This window comes from Streptomyces sp. Y2F8-2, assembly GCF_014905555.1.
Lineage (GTDB): Bacteria > Actinomycetota > Actinomycetes > Streptomycetales > Streptomycetaceae > Streptomyces > Streptomyces cynarae.
Genome location: NZ_BNGS01000003.1, coordinates 171,122 through 194,443, shown reverse-complemented (window position 1 = coordinate 194,443; position 23,322 = coordinate 171,122). Strand labels below are relative to the sequence as shown.

General features: G+C 69.2%; 20 protein-coding genes and 3 tRNA genes. 5 read left to right on the top strand and 18 right to left on the bottom strand.

All coding sequences use genetic code 11. The features are described from left to right. Positions 1–11: 11 nt before the first annotated feature. The 10 genes from SY2F82_RS10855 to SY2F82_RS10810 form a co-directional block, all read right to left on the bottom strand. Positions 12–3,911 (bottom strand): DNA-directed RNA polymerase subunit beta', encoded by a 3,900-nt coding sequence (locus SY2F82_RS10855; RefSeq protein WP_200418809.1) that lies wholly within the window; start codon positions 3,909–3,911, stop codon positions 12–14. A gap of 97 nt (positions 3,912–4,008) precedes the next feature. Continuing rightward, the gene (gene rpoB, locus SY2F82_RS10850; RefSeq protein WP_200418808.1) at positions 4,009–7,497 is read right to left on the bottom strand and encodes a DNA-directed RNA polymerase subunit beta; all 3,489 of its coding nucleotides are present in this window, start codon (positions 7,495–7,497) and stop codon (positions 4,009–4,011) included. A gap of 1,248 nt (positions 7,498–8,745) precedes the next feature. Next, positions 8,746–9,135, bottom strand: coding sequence for a 50S ribosomal protein L7/L12 (gene rplL / locus SY2F82_RS10845; protein WP_103841195.1), 390 nt, complete (start codon positions 9,133–9,135; stop codon positions 8,746–8,748). A gap of 117 nt (positions 9,136–9,252) precedes the next feature. Then, entirely contained in the window at positions 9,253–9,783 is a 531-nt protein-coding gene (rplJ, locus tag SY2F82_RS10840; protein ID WP_103841197.1) for a 50S ribosomal protein L10, read from the bottom strand. Between the two features lie 393 nt (positions 9,784–10,176). Further along, a complete protein-coding gene (locus SY2F82_RS10835; RefSeq protein ID WP_200419406.1) occupies positions 10,177–11,046 on the bottom strand; it encodes a hypothetical protein in 870 nt (289 codons plus the stop codon). A gap of 162 nt (positions 11,047–11,208) precedes the next feature. Beyond that, complete coding sequence (gene rplA / locus SY2F82_RS10830; protein ID WP_200418807.1) at positions 11,209–11,934, bottom strand: 50S ribosomal protein L1; 726 nt, start codon at positions 11,932–11,934, stop codon at positions 11,209–11,211. Positions 11,935–12,027: 93 nt separating this feature from the next. Further along, positions 12,028–12,462 (bottom strand): 50S ribosomal protein L11, encoded by a 435-nt coding sequence (gene rplK / locus SY2F82_RS10825; RefSeq protein WP_023547415.1) that lies wholly within the window; start codon positions 12,460–12,462, stop codon positions 12,028–12,030. Between the two features lie 220 nt (positions 12,463–12,682). After that, positions 12,683–13,522, bottom strand: a complete 840-nt coding sequence (nusG, locus tag SY2F82_RS10820; protein WP_200418806.1) for a transcription termination/antitermination protein NusG — start codon at positions 13,520–13,522, stop codon at positions 12,683–12,685. Between the two features lie 80 nt (positions 13,523–13,602). Beyond that, a complete protein-coding gene (gene secE, locus SY2F82_RS10815; RefSeq protein WP_055493151.1) occupies positions 13,603–13,890 on the bottom strand; it encodes a preprotein translocase subunit SecE in 288 nt (95 codons plus the stop codon). Between the two features lie 110 nt (positions 13,891–14,000). Further along, positions 14,001–14,073 (bottom strand) — tRNA-Trp (locus SY2F82_RS10810). A gap of 259 nt (positions 14,074–14,332) precedes the next feature. Here SY2F82_RS10810 and SY2F82_RS10805 point away from each other — a divergent pair. Together SY2F82_RS10805 and SY2F82_RS10800 are read left to right on the top strand one after the other, a co-directional pair. Next, positions 14,333–15,559: a pyridoxal phosphate-dependent aminotransferase gene (locus SY2F82_RS10805; RefSeq protein ID WP_200418805.1), complete on the top strand. Its 1,227-nt coding sequence runs from the start codon at positions 14,333–14,335 to the stop codon at positions 15,557–15,559. A 131-nt stretch (positions 15,560–15,690) separates the two neighbouring features. Continuing rightward, on the top strand, positions 15,691–16,755 hold the full coding sequence (locus tag SY2F82_RS10800; RefSeq protein WP_200418804.1) for an adenosine deaminase: 1,065 nt from the start codon (positions 15,691–15,693) through the stop codon (positions 16,753–16,755). A 44-nt stretch (positions 16,756–16,799) separates the two neighbouring features. On the opposite strand, the gene SY2F82_RS10795 is transcribed toward SY2F82_RS10800, so the two are convergent. The 6 genes from SY2F82_RS10795 to SY2F82_RS10770 all read right to left on the bottom strand — a co-directional run bounded on the left by SY2F82_RS10795 (position 16,800) and on the right by SY2F82_RS10770 (position 19,469). Next, on the bottom strand, positions 16,800–17,855 hold the full coding sequence (locus SY2F82_RS10795; RefSeq protein ID WP_200418803.1) for a UDP-N-acetylmuramate dehydrogenase: 1,056 nt from the start codon (positions 17,853–17,855) through the stop codon (positions 16,800–16,802). A gap of 95 nt (positions 17,856–17,950) precedes the next feature. Next, a complete protein-coding gene (locus SY2F82_RS10790; protein WP_200418802.1) occupies positions 17,951–18,379 on the bottom strand; it encodes a MaoC family dehydratase in 429 nt (142 codons plus the stop codon). Between the two features lie 5 nt (positions 18,380–18,384). Next, entirely contained in the window at positions 18,385–18,840 is a 456-nt protein-coding gene (locus SY2F82_RS10785) for a MaoC family dehydratase N-terminal domain-containing protein (protein ID WP_200418801.1), read from the bottom strand. Positions 18,841–19,023: 183 nt separating this feature from the next. After that, a complete protein-coding gene (gene rpmG, locus SY2F82_RS10780) occupies positions 19,024–19,188 on the bottom strand; it encodes a 50S ribosomal protein L33 (RefSeq protein ID WP_067397031.1) in 165 nt (54 codons plus the stop codon). 89 nt (positions 19,189–19,277) lie between these two features. Continuing rightward, positions 19,278–19,350 (bottom strand) — tRNA-Met (locus tag SY2F82_RS10775). Between the two features lie 46 nt (positions 19,351–19,396). Further along, positions 19,397–19,469, bottom strand: a tRNA-Thr gene (locus SY2F82_RS10770). Positions 19,470–19,670: 201 nt separating this feature from the next. Here SY2F82_RS10770 and SY2F82_RS10765 point away from each other — a divergent pair. The 3 genes from SY2F82_RS10765 to SY2F82_RS10755 all read left to right on the top strand — a co-directional run bounded on the left by SY2F82_RS10765 (position 19,671) and on the right by SY2F82_RS10755 (position 22,110). After that, positions 19,671–20,945, top strand: coding sequence for an amidohydrolase family protein (locus tag SY2F82_RS10765; protein WP_200418800.1), 1,275 nt, complete (start codon positions 19,671–19,673; stop codon positions 20,943–20,945). 122 nt (positions 20,946–21,067) lie between these two features. Further along, the gene (locus SY2F82_RS10760) at positions 21,068–21,724 is read left to right on the top strand and encodes an SDR family oxidoreductase (protein ID WP_200418799.1); all 657 of its coding nucleotides are present in this window, start codon (positions 21,068–21,070) and stop codon (positions 21,722–21,724) included. 11 nt (positions 21,725–21,735) lie between these two features. Beyond that, complete coding sequence (locus tag SY2F82_RS10755) at positions 21,736–22,110, top strand: nuclear transport factor 2 family protein (protein ID WP_236041341.1); 375 nt, start codon at positions 21,736–21,738, stop codon at positions 22,108–22,110. A gap of 49 nt (positions 22,111–22,159) precedes the next feature. On the opposite strand, the gene SY2F82_RS10750 is transcribed toward SY2F82_RS10755, so the two are convergent. After that, a complete protein-coding gene (locus tag SY2F82_RS10750) occupies positions 22,160–22,372 on the bottom strand; it encodes a hypothetical protein (protein WP_200418798.1) in 213 nt (70 codons plus the stop codon). A 225-nt stretch (positions 22,373–22,597) separates the two neighbouring features. After that, positions 22,598–23,269 carry an ester cyclase gene (locus SY2F82_RS10745; RefSeq protein WP_200418797.1) on the bottom strand — a complete coding sequence of 224 codons (672 nt, stop codon included), beginning with the start codon at positions 23,267–23,269 and terminating at the stop codon, positions 22,598–22,600. Positions 23,270–23,322 lie beyond the last annotated feature (53 nt).

The window sequence follows — 23,322 nt, the reverse complement described above, 5'->3', positions numbered from 1 at the left end:
GTGCTGCTCGCTTACTGGTTGTACGGACCGTAGTCGTAGTCCTCCAGCGGCACGGCCTGGCCGGAGCCCGTGCCGAACGGCGAGTAGTCGATGTCGTCGTAGCCCACGGCCGAGTACATCGCGGCCTTGGCCTCCTCGGTCGGCTCGACCCGGATGTTGCGGTAGCGGGCGAGGCCCGTACCGGCCGGGATGAGCTTACCGATGATGACGTTCTCCTTGAGGCCGATCAGGGAGTCGGACTTGGCGTTGATCGCCGCGTCCGTGAGGACCCTGGTCGTCTCCTGGAAGGACGCCGCCGACAGCCAGGACTCGGTCGCCAGCGAGGCCTTGGTGATACCCATGAGCTGCGGACGACCGGAGGCCGGGTGACCGCCCTCCTGGACCACACGACGGTTCTCCTGCTCGAACTTCGAACGCTCGACCAGCTCGCCGGGCAGCAGCTCGGCGTCGCCGGACTCGATGATCGTCACACGGCGGAGCATCTGCCGGATGATGATCTCGATGTGCTTGTCGTGGATCGACACACCCTGCGAGTTGTACACCTTCTGGACCTCGCCGACCAGGTGGACCTGGACGGCACGCTGGCCCAGGATGCGCAGCACGTCGTGCGGGTTGGTGGCACCCACGGTGAGCTTCTGGCCCACCTCGACGTGCTCGCCCTCGCTGACCAGGAGTCGGGCGCGCTTCGAGATCGGGTAGGCCGTCTCGTCGCTGCCGTCGTCCGGCGTGATGACGATCTTCTTGGTCTTCTCGGTCTCCTCGATGCGAACGCGGCCGCTCGCCTCGGAGATCGGGGCGACACCCTTCGGGGTACGGGCCTCGAAGAGCTCGACGACACGCGGCAGACCCTGGGTGATGTCGTCACCGGCCACACCACCGGTGTGGAAGGTACGCATCGTCAGCTGGGTACCGGGCTCACCGATGGACTGGGCGGCGATGATGCCGACCGCCTCACCGATGTCGACCAGCTTGCCGGTGGCCAGCGAACGGCCGTAGCACATGGCGCAGGTGCCGACCGCGGACTCGCAGGTCAGGACCGAACGGGTCTTGACCTCCTCGACGCCGCGGGCCACGAGCTCCTCGATGAGGACGTCACCGAGGTCGGTGCCGGCCGGGGCCAGGACCTGACCGTCGACGACGATGTCCTCGGCGAGGCAGCGCGCGTACACGGACGTCTCCACGTTGTCCGCCTTGCGCAGGACGCCGTCGGCGCCGCGCTCCGCGATGTGGAGCTTGAGGCCGCGCTCGGTGCCGCAGTCCTCCTCGCGGATGATGACGTCCTGCGACACGTCCACCAGACGACGGGTGAGGTAACCCGAGTCGGCGGTACGCAGAGCGGTGTCCGCGAGACCCTTACGGGCACCGTGCGTGGAGATGAAGTACTCCAGCACGGACAGACCCTCACGGAACGACGCCTTGATGGGCCGCGGGATGGTCTCGTTCTTCGCGTTCGACACCAGACCACGCATACCGGCAATCTGACGCATCTGCATCATGTTGCCTCGTGCACCCGAGTTCACCATCATGAAGATCGGGTTGGTCTTCGGGAAGTTCTCGTTCATGGCCTCGGCGACCTCGTTGGTCGCCTTGGTCCAGATCGCGATCAGTTCCTGGGTGCGCTCGTCCTTGGTGATCAGACCGCGCTCGTACTGCTTCTGGACCTTCTCGTCCTGCGCCTCGTAGCCCTTGACGATCTCCTTCTTCGCCTCGGGAACGACGACGTCGGAGATGGCGACGGTGACGCCGGAACGGGTGGCCCAGTAGAAGCCGGCCGTCTTCAGGTTGTCGAGCGTGGCCGCCACGACGACCTTCGGGTAGCGCTCGGCGAGGTCGTTGACGATCTCGGAGAGCTGCTTCTTGCCGACCTCGTAGTCGACGAACGGGTAGTCCTCGGGCAGCAGCTCGTTGAAGAGCGCGCGGCCCAGCGTGGTCTTCAGCGTGAAGCTGTCACCCTGCTGCCACTCCGGCTCGCCCTCCTCGCGGACCGGCGGGGTCCAGCCGCGCGGCGGGATGGTGCCCACCGGGAAGCGGATGTCCACGCGCGCCTGCAGCGAGAGCTCGCCGGCGTCGAACGCCATGATCGCCTCGGCCACGGACGCGAACGAGCGGCCCTCGCCCTTCACGTCACGCATCTCGCCGTCGGTGGTGAGGAAGAACAGACCGAGGACCATGTCCTGGGTCGGCATCGTCACCGGACGGCCGTCGGCCGGCTTGAGGATGTTGTTCGAGGACAGCATCAGGATGCGCGCCTCGGCCTGCGCCTCCGCGGACAGCGGCAGGTGCACGGCCATCTGGTCACCGTCGAAGTCCGCGTTGAACGCGGTGCAGACGAGCGGGTGGATCTGGATGGCCTTGCCCTCGACCAGCTGCGGCTCGAAGGCCTGGATGCCGAGGCGGTGCAGGGTGGGAGCACGGTTCAGCAGAACCGGGTGCTCGGCGATGACCTCTTCGAGGACGTCGTACACGACCGTACGGCCGCGCTCCACCATGCGCTTGGCGCTCTTGATGTTCTGCGCGTGGTTCAGGTCGACCAGGCGCTTCATCACGAACGGCTTGAACAGCTCCAGCGCCATCGCCTTCGGCAGACCGCACTGGTGCAGCTTCAGCTGCGGACCGACGACGATCACGGAACGCGCCGAGTAGTCGACACGCTTGCCGAGCAGGTTCTGACGGAAGCGGCCCTGCTTACCCTTCAGCATGTCGCTGAGGGACTTCAGCGGGCGGTTACCGGGACCGGTCACCGGGCGGCCGCGACGACCGTTGTCGAAGAGGGCGTCAACGGCCTCCTGAAGCATGCGCTTCTCGTTGTTGACGATGATCTCCGGGGCACCGAGGTCCAGGAGCCTCTTCAGACGGTTGTTGCGGTTGATGACACGGCGGTACAGGTCGTTCAGGTCGGAGGTCGCGAAGCGGCCACCGTCCAGCTGCACCATCGGACGCAGGTCCGGCGGGATGACCGGCACGCAGTCGAGGACCATGCCCTTGGGGCTGTTGGACGTCTGCAGGAACGCGGAGACGACCTTCAGGCGCTTCAGAGCACGGGTCTTCTTCTGGCCCTTGCCGGTACGGATGATCTCGCGGAGCTTCTCGGCCTCCTCCTCGAGGTCGAAGGACTCCAGGCGCTTCTGCAGCGCCGCGGCACCCATCGAGCCGTCGAAGTACGTGCCGAAGCGGTCACGCAGCTCGCGGTAGAGCAGCTCGTCGCCCTCGAGGTCCTGGACCTTGAGGTTCTTGAACCGGGTCCACACCTCGTCGAGGCGGTCGATCTCGCGCTGCGCACGGTCGCGCAGCTGCTTCATCTCGCGCTCGGCACCCTCACGCACCTTGCGGCGCACGTCGGCCTTGGCGCCCTCGGCCTCCAGCTCGGCCAGGTCGGCCTCGAGCTTCTTGGCGCGGGCCTCCAGGTCGGCGTCGCGGCGCTGCTCGATCTGCTGGCGCTCGACGGAGACGTGGGCCTCCAGCGAGGGCAGGTCGCGCTGACGGCGCTCCTCGTCGACGTACGTGATCATGTACGCCGCGAAGTAGATGACCTTCTCCAGGTCCTTCGGAGCGAGGTCGAGCAGGTAACCCAGGCGCGACGGGACGCCCTTGAAGTACCAGATGTGCGTGACGGGGGCGGCCAGCTCGATGTGGCCCATCCGCTCACGGCGCACCTTGGCGCGGGTGACCTCGACGCCACAGCGCTCACAGATGATGCCCTTGAAGCGGACGCGCTTGTACTTGCCGCAGTAGCACTCCCAGTCCCGGGTGGGGCCGAAGATCTTCTCGCAGAAGAGGCCGTCCTTCTCGGGCTTGAGGGTGCGGTAGTTGATGGTCTCGGGCTTCTTGACCTCGCCGTGGCTCCACTGACGGATGTCGTCAGCGGTGGCCAGGCCGATCCGGAGCTCGTCGAAGAAGTTGACGTCGAGCACTATGCGTCAATCCCTCTCAGGGTCGTTAAGTCTTTGGTCTGAAACGGGGGCCTGGGGGTCGGCGGGCCTCCTGGTCAGGAGGCCCGCCGGACTCCCGTCAGACCTCTTCGACGCTGCTCGGCTCGCGCCGGGACAGGTCGATGCCGAGCTCCTCCGCAGCGCGGAAGACGTCCTCGTCGGTGTCGCGCATCTCGATGGACATACCGTCGCTGGACAGCACCTCCACATTCAGGCAGAGCGACTGCATCTCCTTGATGAGCACCTTGAAGGACTCGGGGATGCCGGGCTCGGGGATGTTCTCGCCCTTGACGATGGCCTCGTAGACCTTCACGCGGCCGGTGACGTCGTCGGACTTGATGGTCAGCAGCTCCTGGAGGGCGTACGCGGCGCCGTAGGCCTCGAGAGCCCACACCTCCATCTCGCCGAAGCGCTGGCCACCGAACTGGGCCTTACCACCCAGCGGCTGCTGGGTGATCATCGAGTACGGACCGGTCGAGCGGGCGTGCAGCTTGTCGTCGACCAGGTGGTGCAGCTTCAGGATGTACATGTACCCGACCGAGATCGGGTCCGGGAACGGCTCACCGGAGCGGCCGTCGAACAGCCTGGCCTTGCCGGACGGGAGGACCATGCGGTCGCCGTCGCGGTTCGGCAGCGTGTGCTGCAGCAGACCGGCCAGCTCGTCCTCGCGGGCACCGTCGAACACCGGGGTGGCGACGTTGGTGCGCGGTTCGACCTGGTCGGCGCCGATCGCCTGCAGGCGCTGCGCCCACTCGTCCGCCAGGCCGGAGACGTCCCAGCCCTGGCTGGCGAGCCAGCCGAGGTGGATCTCCAGGACCTGTCCCGGGTTCATTCGGGACGGCACACCCAGCGGGTTGAGGATGATGTCGACCGGAGTTCCGTCCTCGAGGAACGGCATGTCCTCGATGGGCAGGATCTTCGAGATGACACCCTTGTTGCCGTGGCGGCCGGCGAGCTTGTCACCGTCGGTGATCTTGCGCTTCTGCGCGACGTAGACGCGGACCAGCTGGTTCACGCCCGGCGGCAGCTCGTCGCCCTCCTCGCGGTCGAAGACGCGCACGCCGATGACCTTGCCGGTCTCGCCGTGCGGCACCTTCAGCGAGGTGTCACGGACCTCACGGGCCTTCTCACCGAAGATCGCGCGCAGCAGGCGCTCCTCGGGGGTCAGCTCGGTCTCACCCTTCGGGGTCACCTTGCCGACGAGGATGTCGCCCGCGATGACCTCGGCGCCGATGCGGATGATGCCGCGCTCGTCGAGGTCGGCGAGGACCTCCTCGGAGACGTTCGGGATGTCCCGGGTGATCTCCTCGGGGCCGAGCTTGGTGTCACGGGCGTCGACCTCGTGCTCCTCGATGTGGATCGAGGAGAGGACGTCGTCCTGGACCAGGCGCTGGCTGAGGATGATCGCGTCCTCGTAGTTGTGGCCTTCCCAGGGCATGAAGGCGACCAGCAGGTTCTTGCCGAGCGCCATCTCGCCGTTCTGGGTGGCCGGACCGTCGGCGAGGACCTGGCCCTCGATGACGCGGTCGCCCTCGTTGACGATGACCTTCTGGTTGACCGAGGTGCCCTGGTTGGAGCGGGCGAACTTGGCCAGGCGGTACGTGATGTACGTGCCGTCGTCGTTGGCCGTGGTGATGTAGTCCGCGGACACCTCCTGGACCACACCGGCCTTCTCGGCCTTGACGACGTCGCCGGCGTCGACGGCGGAGCGGTACTCCATGCCGGTGCCGACGAGCGGGGACTCCGACTTAATCAGCGGCACGGCCTGACGCATCATGTTCGCGCCCATGAGGGCACGGTTGGCGTCGTCGTGCTCGAGGAAGGGGATCATGGCGGTCGCCACCGACACCATCTGGCGCGGCGAGACGTCCATGTAGTCCACGTCCTCGGGGGCGACGTAGTCGACCTCACCGCCACGGCGGCGCACCAGGACTCGGGCCTCGGCGAACCGGAGGTCGTCGGTCAGCGGCGCGTTGGCCTGGGCGATGACGAACCGGTCCTCTTCGTCGGCCGTGAGGTAGTGGACCTCTTCGGTGACGACACCGTTCTCGTCGACCTTGCGGTACGGGGTCTCGACGAAGCCGAACGCGTTCACGCGGCCGTAGGTGGCGAGCGAGCCGATCAGACCGATGTTCGGGCCTTCGGGCGTCTCGATCGGGCACATGCGGCCGTAGTGCGACGGGTGCACGTCACGGACCTCGAAGCCGGCCCGCTCACGGGACAGACCACCCGGGCCCAGGGCGGACAGACGCCGCTTGTGCGTCAGCCCGGAGAGCGGGTTGTTCTGGTCCATGAACTGGGACAGCTGGCTGGTGCCGAAGAACTCCTTGATGGAGGCGACGACCGGCCGGATGTTGATCAGGGTCTGCGGCGTGATCGCCTCGACGTCCTGCGTGGTCATGCGCTCGCGCACGACGCGCTCCATACGGGCCAGACCCGTGCGGACCTGGTTCTGGATGAGCTCGCCGACGCTGCGCAGGCGGCGGTTGCCGAAGTGGTCGATGTCGTCGGTCTCGACGACGACCTTCTGGCCGTTGTCACCGACCGTCTCGGTCTCACCGGCGTGCAGCTTCACCAGGTACTTGATCGTCGCGATGATGTCCTCGACGGTCAGGATGCCCGCGTCCAGCGGGGTGTCCGTACCCAGCTTCTTGTTGACCTTGTAGCGGCCGACCTTCGCGAGGTCGTAGCGCTTGGGGTTGAAGTAGAGGTTCTCGAGCAGCGTCTGCGCGGCCTCACGCGTCGGGGGCTCGCCCGGGCGCAGCTTGCGGTAGATGTCGAGCAGCGCGTCGTCCTGGCCCTGGGTGTGGTCCTTCTCCAGGGTGGCGCGCATGGACTCGTACTCGCCGAACTCCTCGAGGATCTGCTCGGTGGTCCAGCCGAGCGCCTTCAGGAGGACGGTGACGGACTGCTTGCGCTTGCGGTCGATGCGGACACCGACCATGTCGCGCTTGTCGATCTCCATCTCCAGCCAGGCACCCCGGGACGGGATGATCTTGGCGGAGAAGATGTCCTTGTCGGACGTCTTGTCGATGGTGGAGTCGAAGTAGACACCGGGGGAACGGACCAGCTGCGACACCACGACACGCTCGGTGCCGTTGATGACGAAAGTGCCCTTGTTCGTCATGAGCGGGAAGTCGCCCATGAAGACCGTCTGGGACTTGATCTCACCGGTCTCGTTGTTGGTGAACTCGGCCGTGACGAAGAGGGGCGCGGCGTAGGTGAAGTCGCGCTCCTTGCACTCGTCGATCGAGTTCTTCGGCGGCTCGAAGCGGTGGTCCCGGAACGTCAGCGACATCGACCCGGAGAAGTCCTCGATCGGGGAGATCTCCTCGAAGATCTCCTCGAGGCCGGACTTGGTGGGGACGTCCTGACCGTTCTCCAGAGCCTCCTCGACGCGAGCCTTCCATGCGTCGTTGCCGAGCAGCCAGTCGAAGCTCTCGGTTTGCAGCGCGAGAAGGTTCGGAACCTCGAGGGGCTCCTTGATCTTTGCAAAGGAGATGCGCAGCGGGGCGGTGCTGGCGCCGTTGTTCGTATTCGCGGTCGAGGCGTTGCGCGAGGCGGCCAAGAGGGGGTCCTTCCGAGGGCTCGGACTCACTACGCGCGTCCCGGTCCCCGCCGGGCACAGAGATGGAAAGCCTCAGGTCAGAGACTCTTATGCTCGGTGCTCAAGCGTGGGGCGTGCTCCTGGTGACGGGCAGGAGGCAGCTAACAGGCAGCGCAAAGGGTCAGTGTAGCCACAAGGCACACTGATGTCCAGTGCGGGTTTTCAGGCATCCCCTGGAGGCCCTCGTTGTCCCTCAACACCTGCGGCACGCCACGCCTTCGATGCACATCGATACTGCCCTCTTCGTCGTCGATCCATGCCTCGGATCCGGATCGTTGTGACGACGCGTCCTGAGAATTGCGCGCTGCGTGCGGTTCGTCAAGGCCCCCCTTGCCCAAACCGGGTGCTGCCATCGTCACGTTCGACCTGTCACCGGGGCCCTCGGGAGGCACGACCGAAGATCACCATACCCCCCACGGCGACGCACGCAAGGCAGCCGCCACCGGACCCCCCGGAACGCCGAAGAGCGACCACCCGGATGGATGATCGCACCTCGGTGCCTTCGCGTTACAGCCTTGAGGGTGAGGCGTGCGAGGGATCGGTGGCGGGGGGTTACGGCGTCCGGGTGAATGCTGTTCGGAGGGGCTCGGCGAGGGGCGCACCGCATCCGGGGCGTGCATCCGGGTGACCCCGGCCCCCGCCCCGGCACCGCCCGACAGGGGCCCCAGGCGCCAGCTCCCTGGGCCGGGCCAGGGCCGGAGCGTGGCCCGGGCTCAGGGCCGGAGCCCAGGCCGGGGCGTGGCCCAGGCCGGGGCGTGGCGGGGGCCGGGGCGTGGCCCAGGCCGGGGCGTGGCGGGGGCCGTGACCCGGGCCGAGGCGTGGCCGGGGCCCGGCTCAGGGGCCGGGGCCCGCCCCGGGGCCGGGGTCGGGCGGCGCCTCCCAAGCCGGGCAGTGGCCGCGTCGCTCCGTGGCCGGGACGGGGCCGCGACCCGGGCCGAGGCCGTGACCCGGCCCCAGGGCCGGGGGCACCCCCGGGGCCGGGGCCTGAGAGCACCCCCGGGCCCGGAGCCGGGCGGTGGCCGCCGTCGTTTCCGGACCGCCGTCTCCGGACCACCGTCCCGGCCTGGCAGCGGCAGCCGTCGCCGTCGGCGGGCTGCACCGGCCACGAGGGTGTTGGCACATGCGAAAGGGGGCCGTACGGAGCGTCGCTCCGTACGGCCCCCTCGGGTCCTGTGCGGACCCGGAGTCCTGGTGGACCCGCGGGAGGTCTTACTTGACCTCGACCGAGGCGCCGGCGCCCTCGAGGGACTCCTTGGCCTTGTCCGCGGCCTCCTTGTTGACCTTCTCGAGAACCGGCTTCGGCGCACCGTCGACCAGGTCCTTGGCCTCCTTCAGGCCCAGGGAGGTCAGCTCGCGCACGACCTTGATGACCTGGATCTTCTTGTCGCCGGCGCCGGTGAGGATGACGTCGAACTCGTCCTTCTCCTCCTCGGCCTCGGCAGCGGCGCCACCAGCGGCACCACCGGCGACGACGACCGGCGCGGCAGCGGCGGCGGTGACGTCGAACTTCTCCTCGAAGGCCTTCACGAACTCGGAGAGCTCGATGAGGGTCATCTCCTCGAACTGGGCAAGCAGCTCGTCCTGGGTGAGCTTCGCCATGATGGCGGTCCTTCCACTCAAATCGGCAGGTGCCGGATGTACTGGATAAGGCGGGCGTACGTCGGCCCGCTGCGACCCTCGCCGCGTCAGACGGCCAGGATCAGAAAGCGAGCCGAATTACTCGGCACCGCCCTGCTCGGCCTGCTTGGCGCGCAGCGCGTCCACGGTGCGGACGAGCTTCGACGGCAGCGCCTGGAAGACGGAGGCAGCCTGGGACTGCTTCGCCTTGAAGGCACCGGCCAGCTTGCTGAGCAGAACCTCGCGGGACTCGAGGTCCGCAAGCTTCTTGATCTCGTCGGCGGACAGCGCCTTACCGTCAAGGACACCGCCCTTGATGACGAGATTCGGGTTGTCCTTGGCGAAGTCACGGAGACCCTTCGCCGACTCCACCGGGTCACCGGTGACGAAGGCGACGGCCGTCGGACCAGCGAAGAGCTGGTCGTCCAGCGTGATCCCGGCCTCGTTGGCCGCAATCTTGGTCAGCGTGTTCTTCACCACGGCGTACTGGGCGTTCTCACCGAGCGACCGGCGCAGGTTCTTGAGCTGCGCCACGGTGAGACCGCGGTACTCGGTCAGCACGGCGGCGTTGGAGCTGCGGAACTTGTCCGTCAGCTCCGCAACCGCGGCAGCCTTGTCGGGCCTCGCCATAGAGCCTCGGCCTCCTTCCGGGTGATTCGGACCGCGCGGACCCGAAGGAGGACTGGGGAAAACGAAACGCCCCGGCGCAGGCGCTCGGGGCGGACTCGACCGGCCGCACGCACGTCACGACGCACGTACTCCGGGAGCTCTTCCACTGTCACCTGCGCGGGTCGTCCGCAGTTCAGCGGATCCTTCGGCCACCGCGCCCTCGTTCGAGCGCACGGCAACGACCAGCGGTCTTTGGCTTCTGTAGGAGAGTACGGGACCGGATCGCCGTCAAGCAAATCGGCTCCTGCGGCTCGGCTCCCCCGGGGAGCCTCCCCGCACCGCCGACGAGATCCACGGTCGGCAGTTGCCCACGGTCGCAGTTGCCCACGGTCGGCAGTCGTCCGCGGTCGTCCGTCATGAGCCCTGCGTCTTCATCAGGTCCTTGAAGTCGGCCGTGTCCGCCCCCGGCGGCTTCTTCGTCGAGAACTTCGTGCCGTAGTCCCGGTAGTACGCCGTCGAGGACATCCGACCGCTGGACAGCTCGCCCCGCTCGGTCTTCTTGACCAGCAGGTCGTGGTCGTCGACCCAGACGTCGACCGTCTCCTCGGTGACGCCGGCCTGCTCCAGTTGCTCCCTGAGGTCTCCCGTGAGGGACGCCGGGGTGACCGTGCCCGAGTAGTGCGTGGTGCGGCGGCCGCGCACCGACTCCTCGCCGACCCTGCGCAGGTCCCCGGAGGCGAGCAGCAGCCTGACCGGCTGCAGCGGCGCGGTGTTGCGCAGCTGGTCCGTGAGATACGCTCCCGAGCCGCCCGGCAGGGACGCCAGGTCGTCGTAGGCGTACCTGATCCAGTGCCGGCCGTGCAGGCGCCGGGCGAACGCGTCGCCCACCTTCGCGTAGTAGGCGTCGGGCAGCAGCCGGGCTTCCATCGACGTACTGCCCAACGCGCGCATCGTCTCGGCGAGCTGTCCGCCCGTGTAGGTGATCCGGAGCGTGCCCACCGACTCGCCGGCCCAGCCGAGCAGGCCGCCCGTCTCCAGGGCGAGCATCCCGCCCATGGACGTCGTGGACTCGACCCGCGCGGAGCCGGCCTTCTCGGTGGCCTTCTCGACGGCTCGCAGGGCCGCCGACGACCGTGGGTCGACGTGGGCGGCCCGGCCGCCGGACGGCTCCGCCGAGCGCCGGGAGGAGTCACCGTCGCCGAAGTGGCTGCACGCCGTCAGGGCGGACAGGGTCAGAGCCACCGCGACCGGGAGGATCCCGCGCCTGAAGATGCCGTCCTTCATACGTTCCCCCCTGGTGCGCTCCGTGATCTTCACGCTAACTCCGGGCCAGGGGGTTCGGCATGCACCTCCGGCGAAACGGCATGTGCCCCATCTCTCAGACGCCGACGGGCCCCGCACCTCGAAGGTGCGGGGCCCGTGACCGACTGGGGCGAGCTCGAAGGCTCAGACCGCGGCCGGGTCCTCCTCGACGAGGAGGTTGCGGGTGCGGTTCGGGTCGACGGGGATGCCGGGGCCCATCGTGGTGCTGACCGCGGCCTTCTTGATGTAGCGACCCTTGGCGGCCGACGGCTTCAGACGGAGGATCTCATCCAGCGCCGCGCCGTAGTTCTCCACCAGCTTGGTGTCGTCGAAGGACGTCTTGCCGATGATGAAGTGCAGGTTCGAGTGCTTGTCGACGCGGAACTCGATCTTGCCGCCCTTGATGTCGTTGACGGCCTTCACGACGTCCGGGGTCACGGTGCCGGTCTTGGGGTTCGGCATCAGACCACGGGGACCGAGCACGCGGCCGAGGCGGCCGACCTTGCCCATGAGGTCCGGGGTGGCGACGACGGCGTCGAAGTCCAGACGGCCCTTCGACACCTCGTCGATCAGCTCGTCGGCGCCGACGATGTCGGCGCCCGCGGCACGAGCGGCCTCGGCACGGTCACCGGTCGCGAAGACCAGGACCCGGGCGGTCTTACCGGTGCCGTGCGGGAGGTTCACGGTGCCACGGACCATCTGGTCGGCCTTGCGCGGGTCGACGCCCAGACGCAGGGCGACCTCGACGGTGCCGTCGAACTTGGTCGTGGAGGTCTCCTTGGCGAGACGGACGGCCTCGAGCGGGGCGTACAGCTTCTCCCGGTCGATCTTGGCGTCCGCAGCGCGGAGAGCCTTGCTGCGCTTGCTCACAACTGCTCCTGTGGGTTCTGAAGGAGTCGTGGTACGGGCCGAGCAGGCCCTGCCACGTGCGGCCGTGGCCGCATGGTTCTACGAAGGTGGGGTTCAGCCCTCGACCGTGACGCCCATGGAGCGCGCGGTGCCGGCGATGATCTTCGCGGCCGCGTCCAGGTCGTTCGCGTTGAGGTCGGGCATCTTGGTCTGGGCGATCTCGCGGACCTGCGCCTCGGTGATCTTGGCGACCTTGGTCTTGTGCGGCTCGCCGGAGCCCTTCTCGATGCCCGCGGCCTTGAGGATCATCTTGGCGGCCGGCGGAGTCTTGGTCACGAAGGTGAAGGAACGGTCCTCGTAGACCGTGATCTCCACCGGGATGACCCAACCGCGCTGCGACTCGGTCGCGGCGTTGTAGGCCTTGCAGAACTCCATGATGTTGACGCCGTGCTGACCCAGCGCCGGACCGACCGGCGGGGCCGGGTTGGCGGCACCGGCCTGGATCTGGAGCTTGATGAGCCCCGTGACCTTCTTCTTCTTGGGAGGCATAGCTCTCTCCGGGTCCTTAGTGAGAGTTTTCCGCCGCCATCCTTGGGCGTGATCGCCCGGATCACCTTGGGCTCGATCGCCCGGATCATCCGGATGGAGGCATACCGCACAACGATAACGGGTACCGGTGCGCGGCCAAAAACCGACAGGTCAGACGGCCCCACAGCGGGAGCCGGTCTGACCTGGCCGGTGGCTGGTGCGCCAGAGGAACCAGACGGAACTAGTTCTTCTGGATCTGGTCGAAGGAGAGCTCGACCGGCGTCTCGCGGCCGAAGATCTCCACCAGGCCCTTGACCTTCTTCGAGTCGGGGTTGATCTCGTTGATGGTGGCCTGCAGCGTGGCGAACGGGCCGTCGGTGACGGTGACCGAGTCGCCCACCTCGAAGTCCAGCACCTGGACCTCGACCTTGCGCTGCGGGGCCGGCTTGCCCTCGGCCTCGGCGGCCTCGCGGGCGGCCTTGGCCTCGGCCTCCGGGGCGAGCATCTTGACGACCTCGTCGAGGGACAGCGGGTAGGGGTCGTAGGCGTTGCCGACGAAGCCCGTGACACCGGGCGTGTTGCGGACGACGCCCCAGGACTCGTTCGTCAGGTCCATGCGGACGAGCACATAACCGGGCAGCTTGTTCTGCTTGACGGTCTTCCGCTCGCCGTTCTTGATCTGGACGATCTCTTCCTCGGGGACCTCGGCCTGGTAGATGTACTCCTCGACGTTCAGCGTGACGGCACGCTGCTCCAGGTTCGCCTTCACCCGCTTCTCGTAGCCGGCGTAGGTGTGGATCACGTACCACTCGCCGGGCAGCGAGCGCAGTTCCTCGCGCAGCTTCTCGACCGGGTCGAGCTCGGACTCCGGCTCGCCCTCGGCCTCGGCGTCCTCGGACGCGGCCTCGTCCTCGCCCTCCACGTGCAGGGCGGTCTCCTCGGCCGACTCGCCCGCGGCGGCTTCGGCAGCCTCGGCCTCGTCGACCTCGTCCGCGCCCTCGACGATGTCGAGCTCGTCATCCACGGACTCGACGGCCTCCCCGCGAGGCTCCATGGCGTCGTTCAGGTTCGGGTCAGACACGGTGGCTGCTTCTTCCTGGATACATAGGGGTGGAACATGCGAAAGGGACGCCGGGCACGACGGCGTCCTTCGCTCTCGGCTCAGCCGAAGACGTACTTGGCGGCGTGGTTGAGCCCATAGTCAATCAGGGTCACCAGGGCGATCATGATCGCGACGAAGAAGATCACCACGGTGGTGTACGACGTCAGCTGGTTACGGGTCGGCCAGACGACCTTGCGGAGTTCCGCGATGATCTGGCGGTAGAAAAGGGCAAGGCGCTTCAGCGGGCCCTTCTTGGCTCGCTTGCCACCCTTACGGGCCTTCTTCTTCGACTCCTGCACCTCGTCCTGGGCGTCAGGCATGTCGATGGAGCCCACGGCGTCCGTCACTCGTCCTCACCTGATTTCCCGGGTCGTGGCCGTGCCGCGCCCGGTGGAGCCGCACGGCTAGTGCAATACGTACGTACTGTCCGCACACTTCCTGGTGAAGGAGTGTGTAGCAGGGCCGGAGGGACTTGAACCCCCAACCGCCGGTTTTGGAGACCGGTGCTCTACCAATTGAGCTACGACCCTTTGTGTGTACCCCAACGTACCGCATCCGGCCGGGTGCTCGGTGTGCACCGCCGGTCGCGACCGCTGAAGGCCAACGAGGTGAGAGTGTACGTGTTCCGCGGCCGGGCGTCGAACAGAAAGCGCCCGTAGGTGTCTTGCCTGTGAAAGATCGGCCGGTCCGGGGCGCGAATCCGGACACTTGTTCAGCCGTCGATCCATTCCTGTTCAGTCTGTGAAACCCCCGTGCCGGGCGCGTTTCCTGTCTGAAACCATGGGCCTCATGAGCGCTGCAACCCCTCCCACCGAGCGCCGGGTCTCCGCCCGGATCGGGGCGATCTCCGAGTCCGCCACCCTCGCCGTGGACGCCAAGGCGAAGGCCCTCAAGGCCGCCGGGCGCCCGGTGATCGGCTTCGGCGCCGGTGAGCCCGACTTCCCGACGCCGGACTACATCGTCGAAGCGGCCGTCGAGGCCTGCAAGAACCCGAAGTACCACCGCTACACGCCGGCCGGCGGCCTGCCCGAGCTGAAGGCCGCGATCGCCGCGAAGACGCTGCGCGACTCCGGCTACGAGGTGGACCCCTCGCAGATCCTCGTCACCAACGGCGGCAAGCAGGCCATCTACGAGGCCTTCGCCGCGATCCTCGACCCGGGCGACGAGGTGATCGTCCCGGCGCCGTACTGGACGACGTACCCCGAGTCGATCCGGCTGGCCGGCGGTGTCCCGGTGGAGGTCGTCGCGGACGAGACGACCGGCTACCGCGTCTCCGTCGAGCAGCTGGAGGCGGCCCGCACCGAGAAGACGAAGGTCGTCCTGTTCGTCTCCCCGTCCAACCCGACCGGCGCGGTCTACACCGAGGCCGAGACCGAGGCGATCGGCCGCTGGGCCGTCGAGCACGGCCTGTGGGTGCTGACGGACGAGATCTACGAGCACCTGGTCTACGGCGACGCGGCCCGCGTGTCGCTGCCCGCGCTCCTGCCCGAGCTGCGCGACAAGTGCATCGTGGTCAACGGCGTGGCGAAGACGTACGCCATGACGGGCTGGCGGGTCGGCTGGATCATCGGCCCGAAGGACGTCGTGAAGGCGGCGACGAACCTGCAGTCGCACGCCACCTCGAACGTGGCGAACGTCGCCCAGGTGGCCGCGCTGGCCGCCGTGTCGGGCGGCCTGGACGCCGTCGCGAAGATGCGCGAGGCCTTCGACCGGCGCCGCAAGACCATCGTGCGGATGCTGAACGAGATCGACGGCGTGCTCTGCCCGGAGCCGGAGGGCGCCTTCTACGCCTACCCGTCGGTGAAGGCTCTGATCGGCAAGGAGATCCGCGGCAAGCGCCCGAAGGACACCGTGGAGCTGGCCGCGCTGATCCTGGAGGAGGCCGAGGTCGCGGTGGTCCCGGGCGAGGCGTTCGGCACTCCGGGCTACCTGCGGCTGTCGTACGCGCTCGGGGACGAGGACCTGGTCGAGGGCGTGAGCCGGATCCAGAAGCTGCTGGCGGAGGCGCGGGACTGACGTCCCCGCGTCCTTCACGCGCGTGTGCGGGCCGTTTCCCCCCGGGGAGGCGGCCCGTTCGCGTGTGCGAGCAAGACCACGTTCGGGGAAAGCGCTACCGGGGCGGCGGGGGCGTACGGCAGGATCCTGGGATGGAGCACGTACGTGATGCTGCTGAGCGTGATCTCTCTCGGCTGCCGAAGGCCCATCTGCACCTGCACTTCACCGGGTCGATGCGGCCCGCCACCCTGCTGGAACTGGCCGACAAGTACGGCGTGCGCCTGCCGGAGGCGCTCACCGAAGCCCTGACCAGCGGGGAACCGCCGAGACTGCGGGCGACGGACGAGCGGGGCTGGTTCCGCTTCCAGCGGCTGTACGACGCGGCGCGCTCGTGCCTGCGGGAGCCCGAGGACATCCAGCGCCTGGTGCGTGAGGCCGCGGAGGAGGACATCAAGGACGGCTCCGGCTGGCTGGAGATCCAGGTCGATCCGACGTCGTACGCTCCGCGCCTGGGCGGTCTGATCCCGGCGCTGGAGATCATCCTGGACGCGGTGGAGACGGCGATGCGGGAGACGGGTCTCGGCATGCGGGTCCTGGTCGCCGCGAACCGCATGAAGCACCCTCTGGACGCGCGCACGCTGGCCCGCCTGGCGGTCCGCTACCACGACCGGGGCGTGGTCGGCTTCGGCCTGTCGAACGACGAACGGCGGGGCATGGCCCGGGACTTCGACCGCGCCTTCGCCATCGCCCGCGACGGCGGCCTGCTGTCGGCCCCGCACGGGGGCGAGCTGACGGGCCCGGCCTCGGTGCGCGACTGCCTGGACGACCTGCACGCGAACCGTGTGGGCCATGGCGTCAGGGCCGCGGAGGATCCGCGCCTGCTCCGGCGCCTCGCCGACAGGGGCGTGACCTGCGAGGTGTGCCCGGCGTCGAACGTGGCCCTCGGGGTGTACGAGAAGCCGGAGGACGTCCCGCTGCGGACGCTCTACGAGGCGGGCGTCCCGATGGCCCTGGGCGCCGACGACCCCCTGCTCTTCGGCTCCCGCCTCGCGGCCCAGTACGAACTGGCGCGCCGCCACCACGCCTTCACCGACGAGGAACTGGCGGAACTGGCCCGCCAGTCGGTGCGGGGTTCGGCGGCCCCGGAGGACGTGAAGGCGAAACTGCTGGCCGGCGTCGACGACTGGCTGAGCGCACCCGGCTCGTCCGCGGCCTGAGCAGCGCTACGGCCGCTACGGCCCGTCGCGCCCGACCGGTCGGCTCAGAGGCGCACGCCGACCGTCACCGGCTCGTTCACCAGCGTGATCCCGAAGGCCTCGCGCACGCCCGCCACGACCTCGCGGGCCAGCGCGAGCAGGTCCTCGGTGGTGGCGCCGCCCCGGTTGGTGAGGGCCAGGGTGTGCTTGGTGGAGATACGGGCGGGCCCGGTGCCGTACCCCTTGGTGAAGCCCGCCTTGTCGATCAGCCACGCCGCCGACGTCTTGGTGTGCCCCTCCCCCGCCGGGTACGCGGGCGGTTCCGCGTCCTGGCCCAGCCGCTCCTTCACGCGGGTGCGGAACGCGGCGAAGTCCTCGTCCGTGAGGATCGGGTTGGTGAAGAAGGAGCCCGCCGACCAGGTGTCGTGGTCCTCCGGGTCCAGGACCATGCCCTTCCCAGAACGCAGCTTCAGCACGGTATCGCGGGCGTCGGCCAGCGGCACTCGGTCGCCGGGCTCCACGCCGAGGGCGCGGGCGGTCTCGGCGTACCGGATGGGCGCGGACAATCCGTCCGCGTCCTGGAGCTCGAAGCGGACGCGCAGGACGACGTGCCGGTCGGGCTCGGCCTTGAAGCGGCTGTGGCGGTACGAGAACGCGCACTCGGCGTTCGGGATCGTGACCGTCTGGCGGGTCCTGCGGTCGTAGGCGATCACCTCGGTGATCGTGGAGGAGACCTCCTGGCCGTACGCCCCGACGTTCTGGATCGGGGTCGCGCCCGCGGAGCCCGGGATTCCGGCGAGGCACTCGATACCGGCGAGCCCGGCCTCGACCGTGCGGCCGACGGCGTCGGTCCACACCTCGCCCGCGGCCAGCTCCAGCTTCGTGCCGTCGAGGGAGTAGCCCTTCGTCGCGATGCGCAGGGCGGTGCCGTCGAAGCCCTTGTCGCCGATGACCAGGTTCGATCCGCCGCCGATCAACAGCAGCGGCGTACCGGAGTCGTCGGCCTCGCGGACGGCCTCGATCACCTCGGCGTCGGTGGTGGCGGTGATCAGGCGGTGCGCGGGGCCGCCCAGCCGGAAGGTGGTCAGCGGGGCGAGCGGGGCGTCGTGGAGTTCCTGCACGCGCCCAAGACTACGAGACGGCACCGACAGCCCCGGCACGACGTAAGGGGCGCCGACAATGGCGAGCGCCCCTTACCGAACGCTCCGGCCGCGGGTCAGGCCAGCCGTACGACCGCTCGCGACATGCCCAGCACCTTCTGGCCGCCGCTGGTCGCCGTGAGGTCGACGCGGACCGTGTTGTCGTCGAGCTTGGCCGCGACCTTGCCGCTGACCTCGACGAGGGCGCCCTGGTCGTCGTTGGGGACGACGACGGGCCTGGTGAAGCGGACCCCGTACTCGACGACCGCGCCGGGGTCGCCCGCCCAGTCGGTCACCACCCGAATCGCCTCGGCCATGGTGAACATGCCGTGCGCGATGACGTCCGGCAGACCGACCTCCTTGGCGAACTTCTCGTTCCAGTGGATCGGGTTGAAGTCCCCGGAGGCGCCCGCGTACCGCACGAGCGTGGCGCGGGTCACGGGGAAGGTCTGGGCCGGCAGTTCGGTGCCGACCTCGACGGTGTCGTACGCGATCTTCGCGGTCATCCGGGTCACTCCCCCTCTTCCGGCGCCCTGGCGACGAGCTTGGTCCAGGCGGTCACCACGTGCTCACCGACCTCGTCGTGGACGTCGCCGCGGATGTCCAGGACGTCGTTGCCGGCCAGACTCTTGATCGACTCGATGGTCGTGGTGACGCTGAGCAGGTCGCCGGCGCGGACCGGGCGGGTGTAGACGAACCTCTGGTCGCCGTGTACGACCCGGCTGTAGTCCAGGCCGAGCTGCGGGTCCTCGACGACCTGGCCCGCGGCCTTGTACGTGATCGCGAACACGAACGTCGGCGGGGCGATCACATCGGGGTGACCGAGCGCTTTGGCGGCCTCCGGGTCCGTGTAGGCCGGGTTGGCGTCCCCGATCGCCTCCGCGAACTCACGGATCTTCTCCCGGCCGACCTCATAGGGGTCGGTGGGCGGGTAGGACCGCCCCACGAAGGACTGGTCGAGCGCCATGGGCTCGGCACCTCCTGGTGTGTGCTGTGGTTGACCGCGCTGGACGAGCCGCCCGGTCCGGAGACGGTCCGGGCCTGCGGACCGCCCACATCGTCGCATCTGACAACGACCGTGCGCCGCGCGGGCCGAAACGACACGAGGCCGCCCCCTGCTGTAGGGGGCGGCCTCGCTGATGAGTCCGGATCAGCGCGTCTCGCGGTGCGCGGTGTGCGCGTTGCAACGCGGGCAGTGCTTCTTCAGTTCAAGACGATCCGGGTTGTTGCGCCGGTTCTTCTTGGTGATGTAGTTCCGCTCCTTGCACTCCACGCAGGCCAGCGTGATCTTCGGGCGGACGTCGGTGGCAGCCACGTGAGTGCTCCTTGACGAACGGGTAGACGAAATTAACGCAAGAAAGAGTAGCCGATCGAAGGACCGACCCCGCAATCGGCTACTGTGAGTAGCGGTGACCGGACTTGAACCGGTGACACAGCGATTATGAGCCGCTTGCTCTACCGACTGAGCTACACCGCTGCGATGCGATCGGGCCCCGCCTCGCGGCGGGATCCTCTCCCATCAGAGCCCCAATACGGAATCGAACCGTAGACCTTCTCCTTACCATGGAGACGCTCTGCCGACTGAGCTATTGGGGCGAGCGATGAAGACATTACACGGTCGCCTGCCGTTCGCCCAAATCCGTTTCGCGGCACCCCGTCCGGACTGTTCCCGGTGCCCCCACGCACCACACCCCCGGTACGACTATTGCGCTCCTCCCCGCCCCGGCCGGGTCGCAACTCTAGGCTCGACCCACCCTGCGTGATCTTGCCTTTGGTGCCGTGGACCACAGGAGCGCGATGCCCGACAGCCGACCGCAGCCGCCCCGCTTCCCGCCCCCGCCCTCGGTACCCGCCGACGCGGCCACCCTGCTGCTGTGCGGGGCCCGACTCACCGACGGCCGGACGGTGGACGTACGACTCGGATGCGGTCGCATCGAGGCCGTCGGCACGCCCGGCAGCCTGGCGACCGGCGCCGTCGGCGCCCGCGTCGACCTGCGCGGCTATCTCCTCCTGCCGGCCCCCGCCGAGCCGCACGCCCACTGCGACACGGCCCTGTCCGCCGACGGCACGGGCGACGCGGGAGGTTCGGGCGGCGCCGGACCGCAGGCGCCCCATCCGGAGGAGGTCCAGCGTCGCGCCACCGAGGCCGCACTGCTGCAACTCGGGCACGGCGCGACGGCCCTGCGCTCCCACGTGCGCATCGGTGACGTACCGGGGCTGGACGCGCTGGCCGCCGTACTGCGCGCGCGGCGCTCGCTGTGCGGGCTCGCCGAGCTGACCGCGGTGGCGATGCCGGGGGCGCTGACCGGGCTCGCCGGTGCGGACGGGCTCGCGATGCTGCGGGACGCGGTGAAGATGGGCGCAACGGTGGTGGGCGGCTGCCCGGACGCGGACCCCGATCCCACCGGGTACGTGGAGGCGGTCCTGGAGATCGCCTCGGAGTTCGGCTGCCCGGTCGACCTGCACACGGACGCCCGCGATCCGGTGCGGCTGTCCCGGCTCGCGGCGATGGCGGGCGGTCTGCGGCAAGGGGTGACGCTCGGACCGTGCGGCGGCCTCGGGCGCCTCCCGGCGGGGACGGCCGCCCGCGTCGCAGACCGGTTCGCCGCCGCCCAGGTCACCGTGGTCTGCCTGCCGCAGGGCGTTTGCGGCGCCGTCGGCCGGCGCGGCACGGCTCCGGTGCGCCTGCTGCGGTCGGCCGGGGTGCGGGTCGCGGCGGGCAGCGGCGCACTGAGGGACCCGGCGAACCCGGTCGGGCGCGGAGACCCGCTGGAGGCGGCCTACCTGCTGGCGTCGCGGTACGGGGTGTCCGCCGAGGACGCGTACGACATGGTGACCGCGTCGGCGCGGGCGGCCCTCGGGCTGCCGGAGGTGCGCGTGGAGGCGGGTTTCCCGGCGGAACTGCTCGCGGTACGCGCCGACGGGCTGGCCGGAGCCCTGTCGCTGGCCTACAGCCGGGTGGTGATCCACCGGGGGCGCCTGGTGGCTCGTACGAGCGCGGTGCGGGAGTACTGCGACTCGGCCGCGGTGGCGCTGGAGCTGCCCCGGCAGGGCCGGGCGGATCCGTCGTGACGGCGGGGACAACTCGGCCCTGACGTGCGGTCGTTGCACCTGGCGGGAAGGCGCGCTCCGCTGTGCGTGAAGTCGTGGGAGTCGTGGGGCAAAAGGCCCCGTCGGGGCGTACGGTCGGAAACATGCGCATTGTCATCGCTGGAGGTCATGGTCAGATCGCGCTGCGGCTGGAGCGGCTGCTCGCCGCGCGCGGTGACGAGGTCGCGGGGGTCATCCGCCGGGCGGAACAGGCGGACGATCTGCGGGAGGCGGGCGCCGAGCCGATCGTGTGCGACCTGGAGTCGGCGTCGGTTCAGGAGGTCACGGCACACCTGCGGGGAGCCGACGCGGCCGTCTTCGCGGCGGGTGCCGGCCCGGGCAGCGGCGCGGACCGCAAGCACACGGTGGACCGCGACGCGGCGATCCTGTTCGCGGACGCGGCGGAACGGGCGGGCGTGCGCCGGTTCGTCGTCGTGTCGTCGATGGGCGCCGACCCCGAACACCCGGGCGACGAGGTCTTCGACGTGTACCTGCGCGCCAAGGGCGAGGCCGACGCCTACGTACGCGCCCACAAGTCCCTGGACTGGACGATCCTGCGCCCCGGTTCCCTGACGGACGACGCCGGCAAGGGCCTGGTCCGCCTGGAGGCGCACACGGGACGCGGCGCGATCCCACGCGACGACGTGGCGGCGGTCCTGGCGGAACTCGTCGACACCCCGGCGACGGCCGGTCTGACGCTGGAGCTGATCAGCGGTTCGACCCCGGTGTCCGTGGCGGTGAAGTCGGTGGCCGGAAACTGAGCGGGGCGGGGATGCCGGAGGGGATCGCGCCGTCGCGGGCGGCATTGCTGACGCGGATGTACGAGGTGTTCGCCACCGACGAACGGGACGCGTTCGTCCCGCACTGTCTGTCCCCGGACGTCGACTGGCCGAACGTCCTGGACGGCGTACGACTCCACGGCCACGAGGAGGTACGCGCGTACTGGGCACGCCAGTTCGCCTCCGGCCACCCGCTGGTACGCCTGGAGGGCCTGCGCCCGGACGACGACGGCGAGGCGGTCGTCGCCACCGTACGGCCCGGGAGACGCACGGAGACCGGCGACGAGTGGGCGGCGGACACCGTCGAGCACGTGTACAGCTTCGACGCGGAGGGCCTGGTGAGCCGGATGGACGTCCGGCAGCCCTGACGGGCGTCGGTCGGCGGAGGGGTGCGGAGGGCGGGCCTGGAGACCGGCCTCAGAAGAGCGGAAGCTGACCGGGGAACTCCGGCACGACGTACCCGTCGAGGGTGGGCTGCGCGGCGTCGGCCTGCGCGAGCCGACGGGACCCGGGACACGAGACGAGCGCGCCGCTGCCCCGCGCCCCCGGCGGATCGTGGCGCGCGAACCGCCCCGCGACGACGGCGATGTCCCGACGGCACTCGGGGCAGGTCCTGCGGGGCGACGACATGGATTCAGCGTACGAGGAACCGGCCCCGGGGGGAGGAAGCGGCCGGTCGGGCCGATGTGGGGATGCGGACTGATGCCGTCCGGGGCGTGCCGTGGGCACTCAACCGCATGACCGCGGAACTGTCCGACGGCACACCGGTCGAGAGCTGGTCCCGCGGCACACGCGTGCTCCGCAAGAGAAACGGCACCTGTTCGATGATCCATCAGCACATGTCGGGCTCGAATGTCAGGCGAGGCCGATCTGCCGATTCCAGGTCAGTTGGTCATAGAACAGGAATTCCTCGTCCATGGTGCCTTGCCGGTTCCAGATTGCGACGGTGGCAAAGTTGATCGAGAACCTCTTGCCGGTCGGCTGGATGAAGCCACCCTTCCCGTCCGGCATCGGGCGGGAGAAGGTGCCATGAGCCACCCCGGTGACCGCGGTCAGCTCGCCTTTGGCCACCCGCAGCGGGTGCGACTCGATCGATAGGTCGGGCGCCCACACGAACAACGCCTTGGCGTCCTCGATGTGTCTGTCCAGGCCGTCGGTGTAGTGCCCGTCGGGCCAGTGCACGCGGACGTTCTTCGCGTGGCTTTCACCCAAGCGGGCCCAGTCCTGGTGTGAGAAGACCACGAAGTCCGCCTCGTCGAAAGTTTCCAGGTGCTGCCGCTCCGCGCGGGTCAAATTGCAGGGGAAGGGCGGGTTGGGTACGGGGGTCGTGGCCGGGTCCGGGAGCGGGTCGTGCGCCACAGCGCAGTGAGGCCGCCCGGAGTTCGGCACCGGGGCCGCGGCCGGGTCCGGGAGCAGGCCCGGATACGCCTGGGCGGCTTCCGTCAGGCTGCCGCCGCTCGTGACGGCGGTAATGGCGAGCGCGCCGAATGCGGCGGCTCCGCCCTTGAACATGGCACGGCGCTCCATTTGTGATTCCTCGATTCATGTGATCGGTCTGTTTCGGCCACGGTGTCCTGGCT

Excerpts from the sequence above, each read along its gene's own strand:
- SY2F82_RS10760 (WP_200418799.1), top strand. The coding sequence starts at position 21,068 with ATGCGCATTGTCATCGCTGGAGGTCATGGTCAGATCGCGCTGCGGCTG.
- SY2F82_RS10750 (WP_200418798.1), bottom strand. The coding sequence starts at position 22,372 with ATGTCGTCGCCCCGCAGGACCTGCCCCGAGTGCCGTCGGGACATCGCC.
- SY2F82_RS10800 (WP_200418804.1), top strand. The coding sequence starts at position 15,691 with ATGGAGCACGTACGTGATGCTGCTGAGCGTGATCTCTCTCGGCTGCCG.
- SY2F82_RS10745 (WP_200418797.1), bottom strand. The coding sequence starts at position 23,269 with ATGGAGCGCCGTGCCATGTTCAAGGGCGGAGCCGCCGCATTCGGCGCG.
- SY2F82_RS10835 (WP_200419406.1), bottom strand. The coding sequence starts at position 11,046 with ATGAAGGACGGCATCTTCAGGCGCGGGATCCTCCCGGTCGCGGTGGCT.
- SY2F82_RS10785 (WP_200418801.1), bottom strand. The coding sequence starts at position 18,840 with ATGGCGCTCGACCAGTCCTTCGTGGGGCGGTCCTACCCGCCCACCGAC.
- SY2F82_RS10790 (WP_200418802.1), bottom strand. The coding sequence starts at position 18,379 with ATGACCGCGAAGATCGCGTACGACACCGTCGAGGTCGGCACCGAACTG.
- rplJ (WP_103841197.1), bottom strand. The coding sequence starts at position 9,783 with ATGGCGAGGCCCGACAAGGCTGCCGCGGTTGCGGAGCTGACGGACAAG.
- rplL (WP_103841195.1), bottom strand. The coding sequence starts at position 9,135 with ATGGCGAAGCTCACCCAGGACGAGCTGCTTGCCCAGTTCGAGGAGATG.
- rplK (WP_023547415.1), bottom strand. The coding sequence starts at position 12,462 with ATGCCTCCCAAGAAGAAGAAGGTCACGGGGCTCATCAAGCTCCAGATC.
- SY2F82_RS10765 (WP_200418800.1), top strand. The coding sequence starts at position 19,671 with ATGCCCGACAGCCGACCGCAGCCGCCCCGCTTCCCGCCCCCGCCCTCG.
- SY2F82_RS10805 (WP_200418805.1), top strand. The coding sequence starts at position 14,333 with ATGAGCGCTGCAACCCCTCCCACCGAGCGCCGGGTCTCCGCCCGGATC.
- SY2F82_RS10755 (WP_236041341.1), top strand. The coding sequence starts at position 21,736 with ATGCCGGAGGGGATCGCGCCGTCGCGGGCGGCATTGCTGACGCGGATG.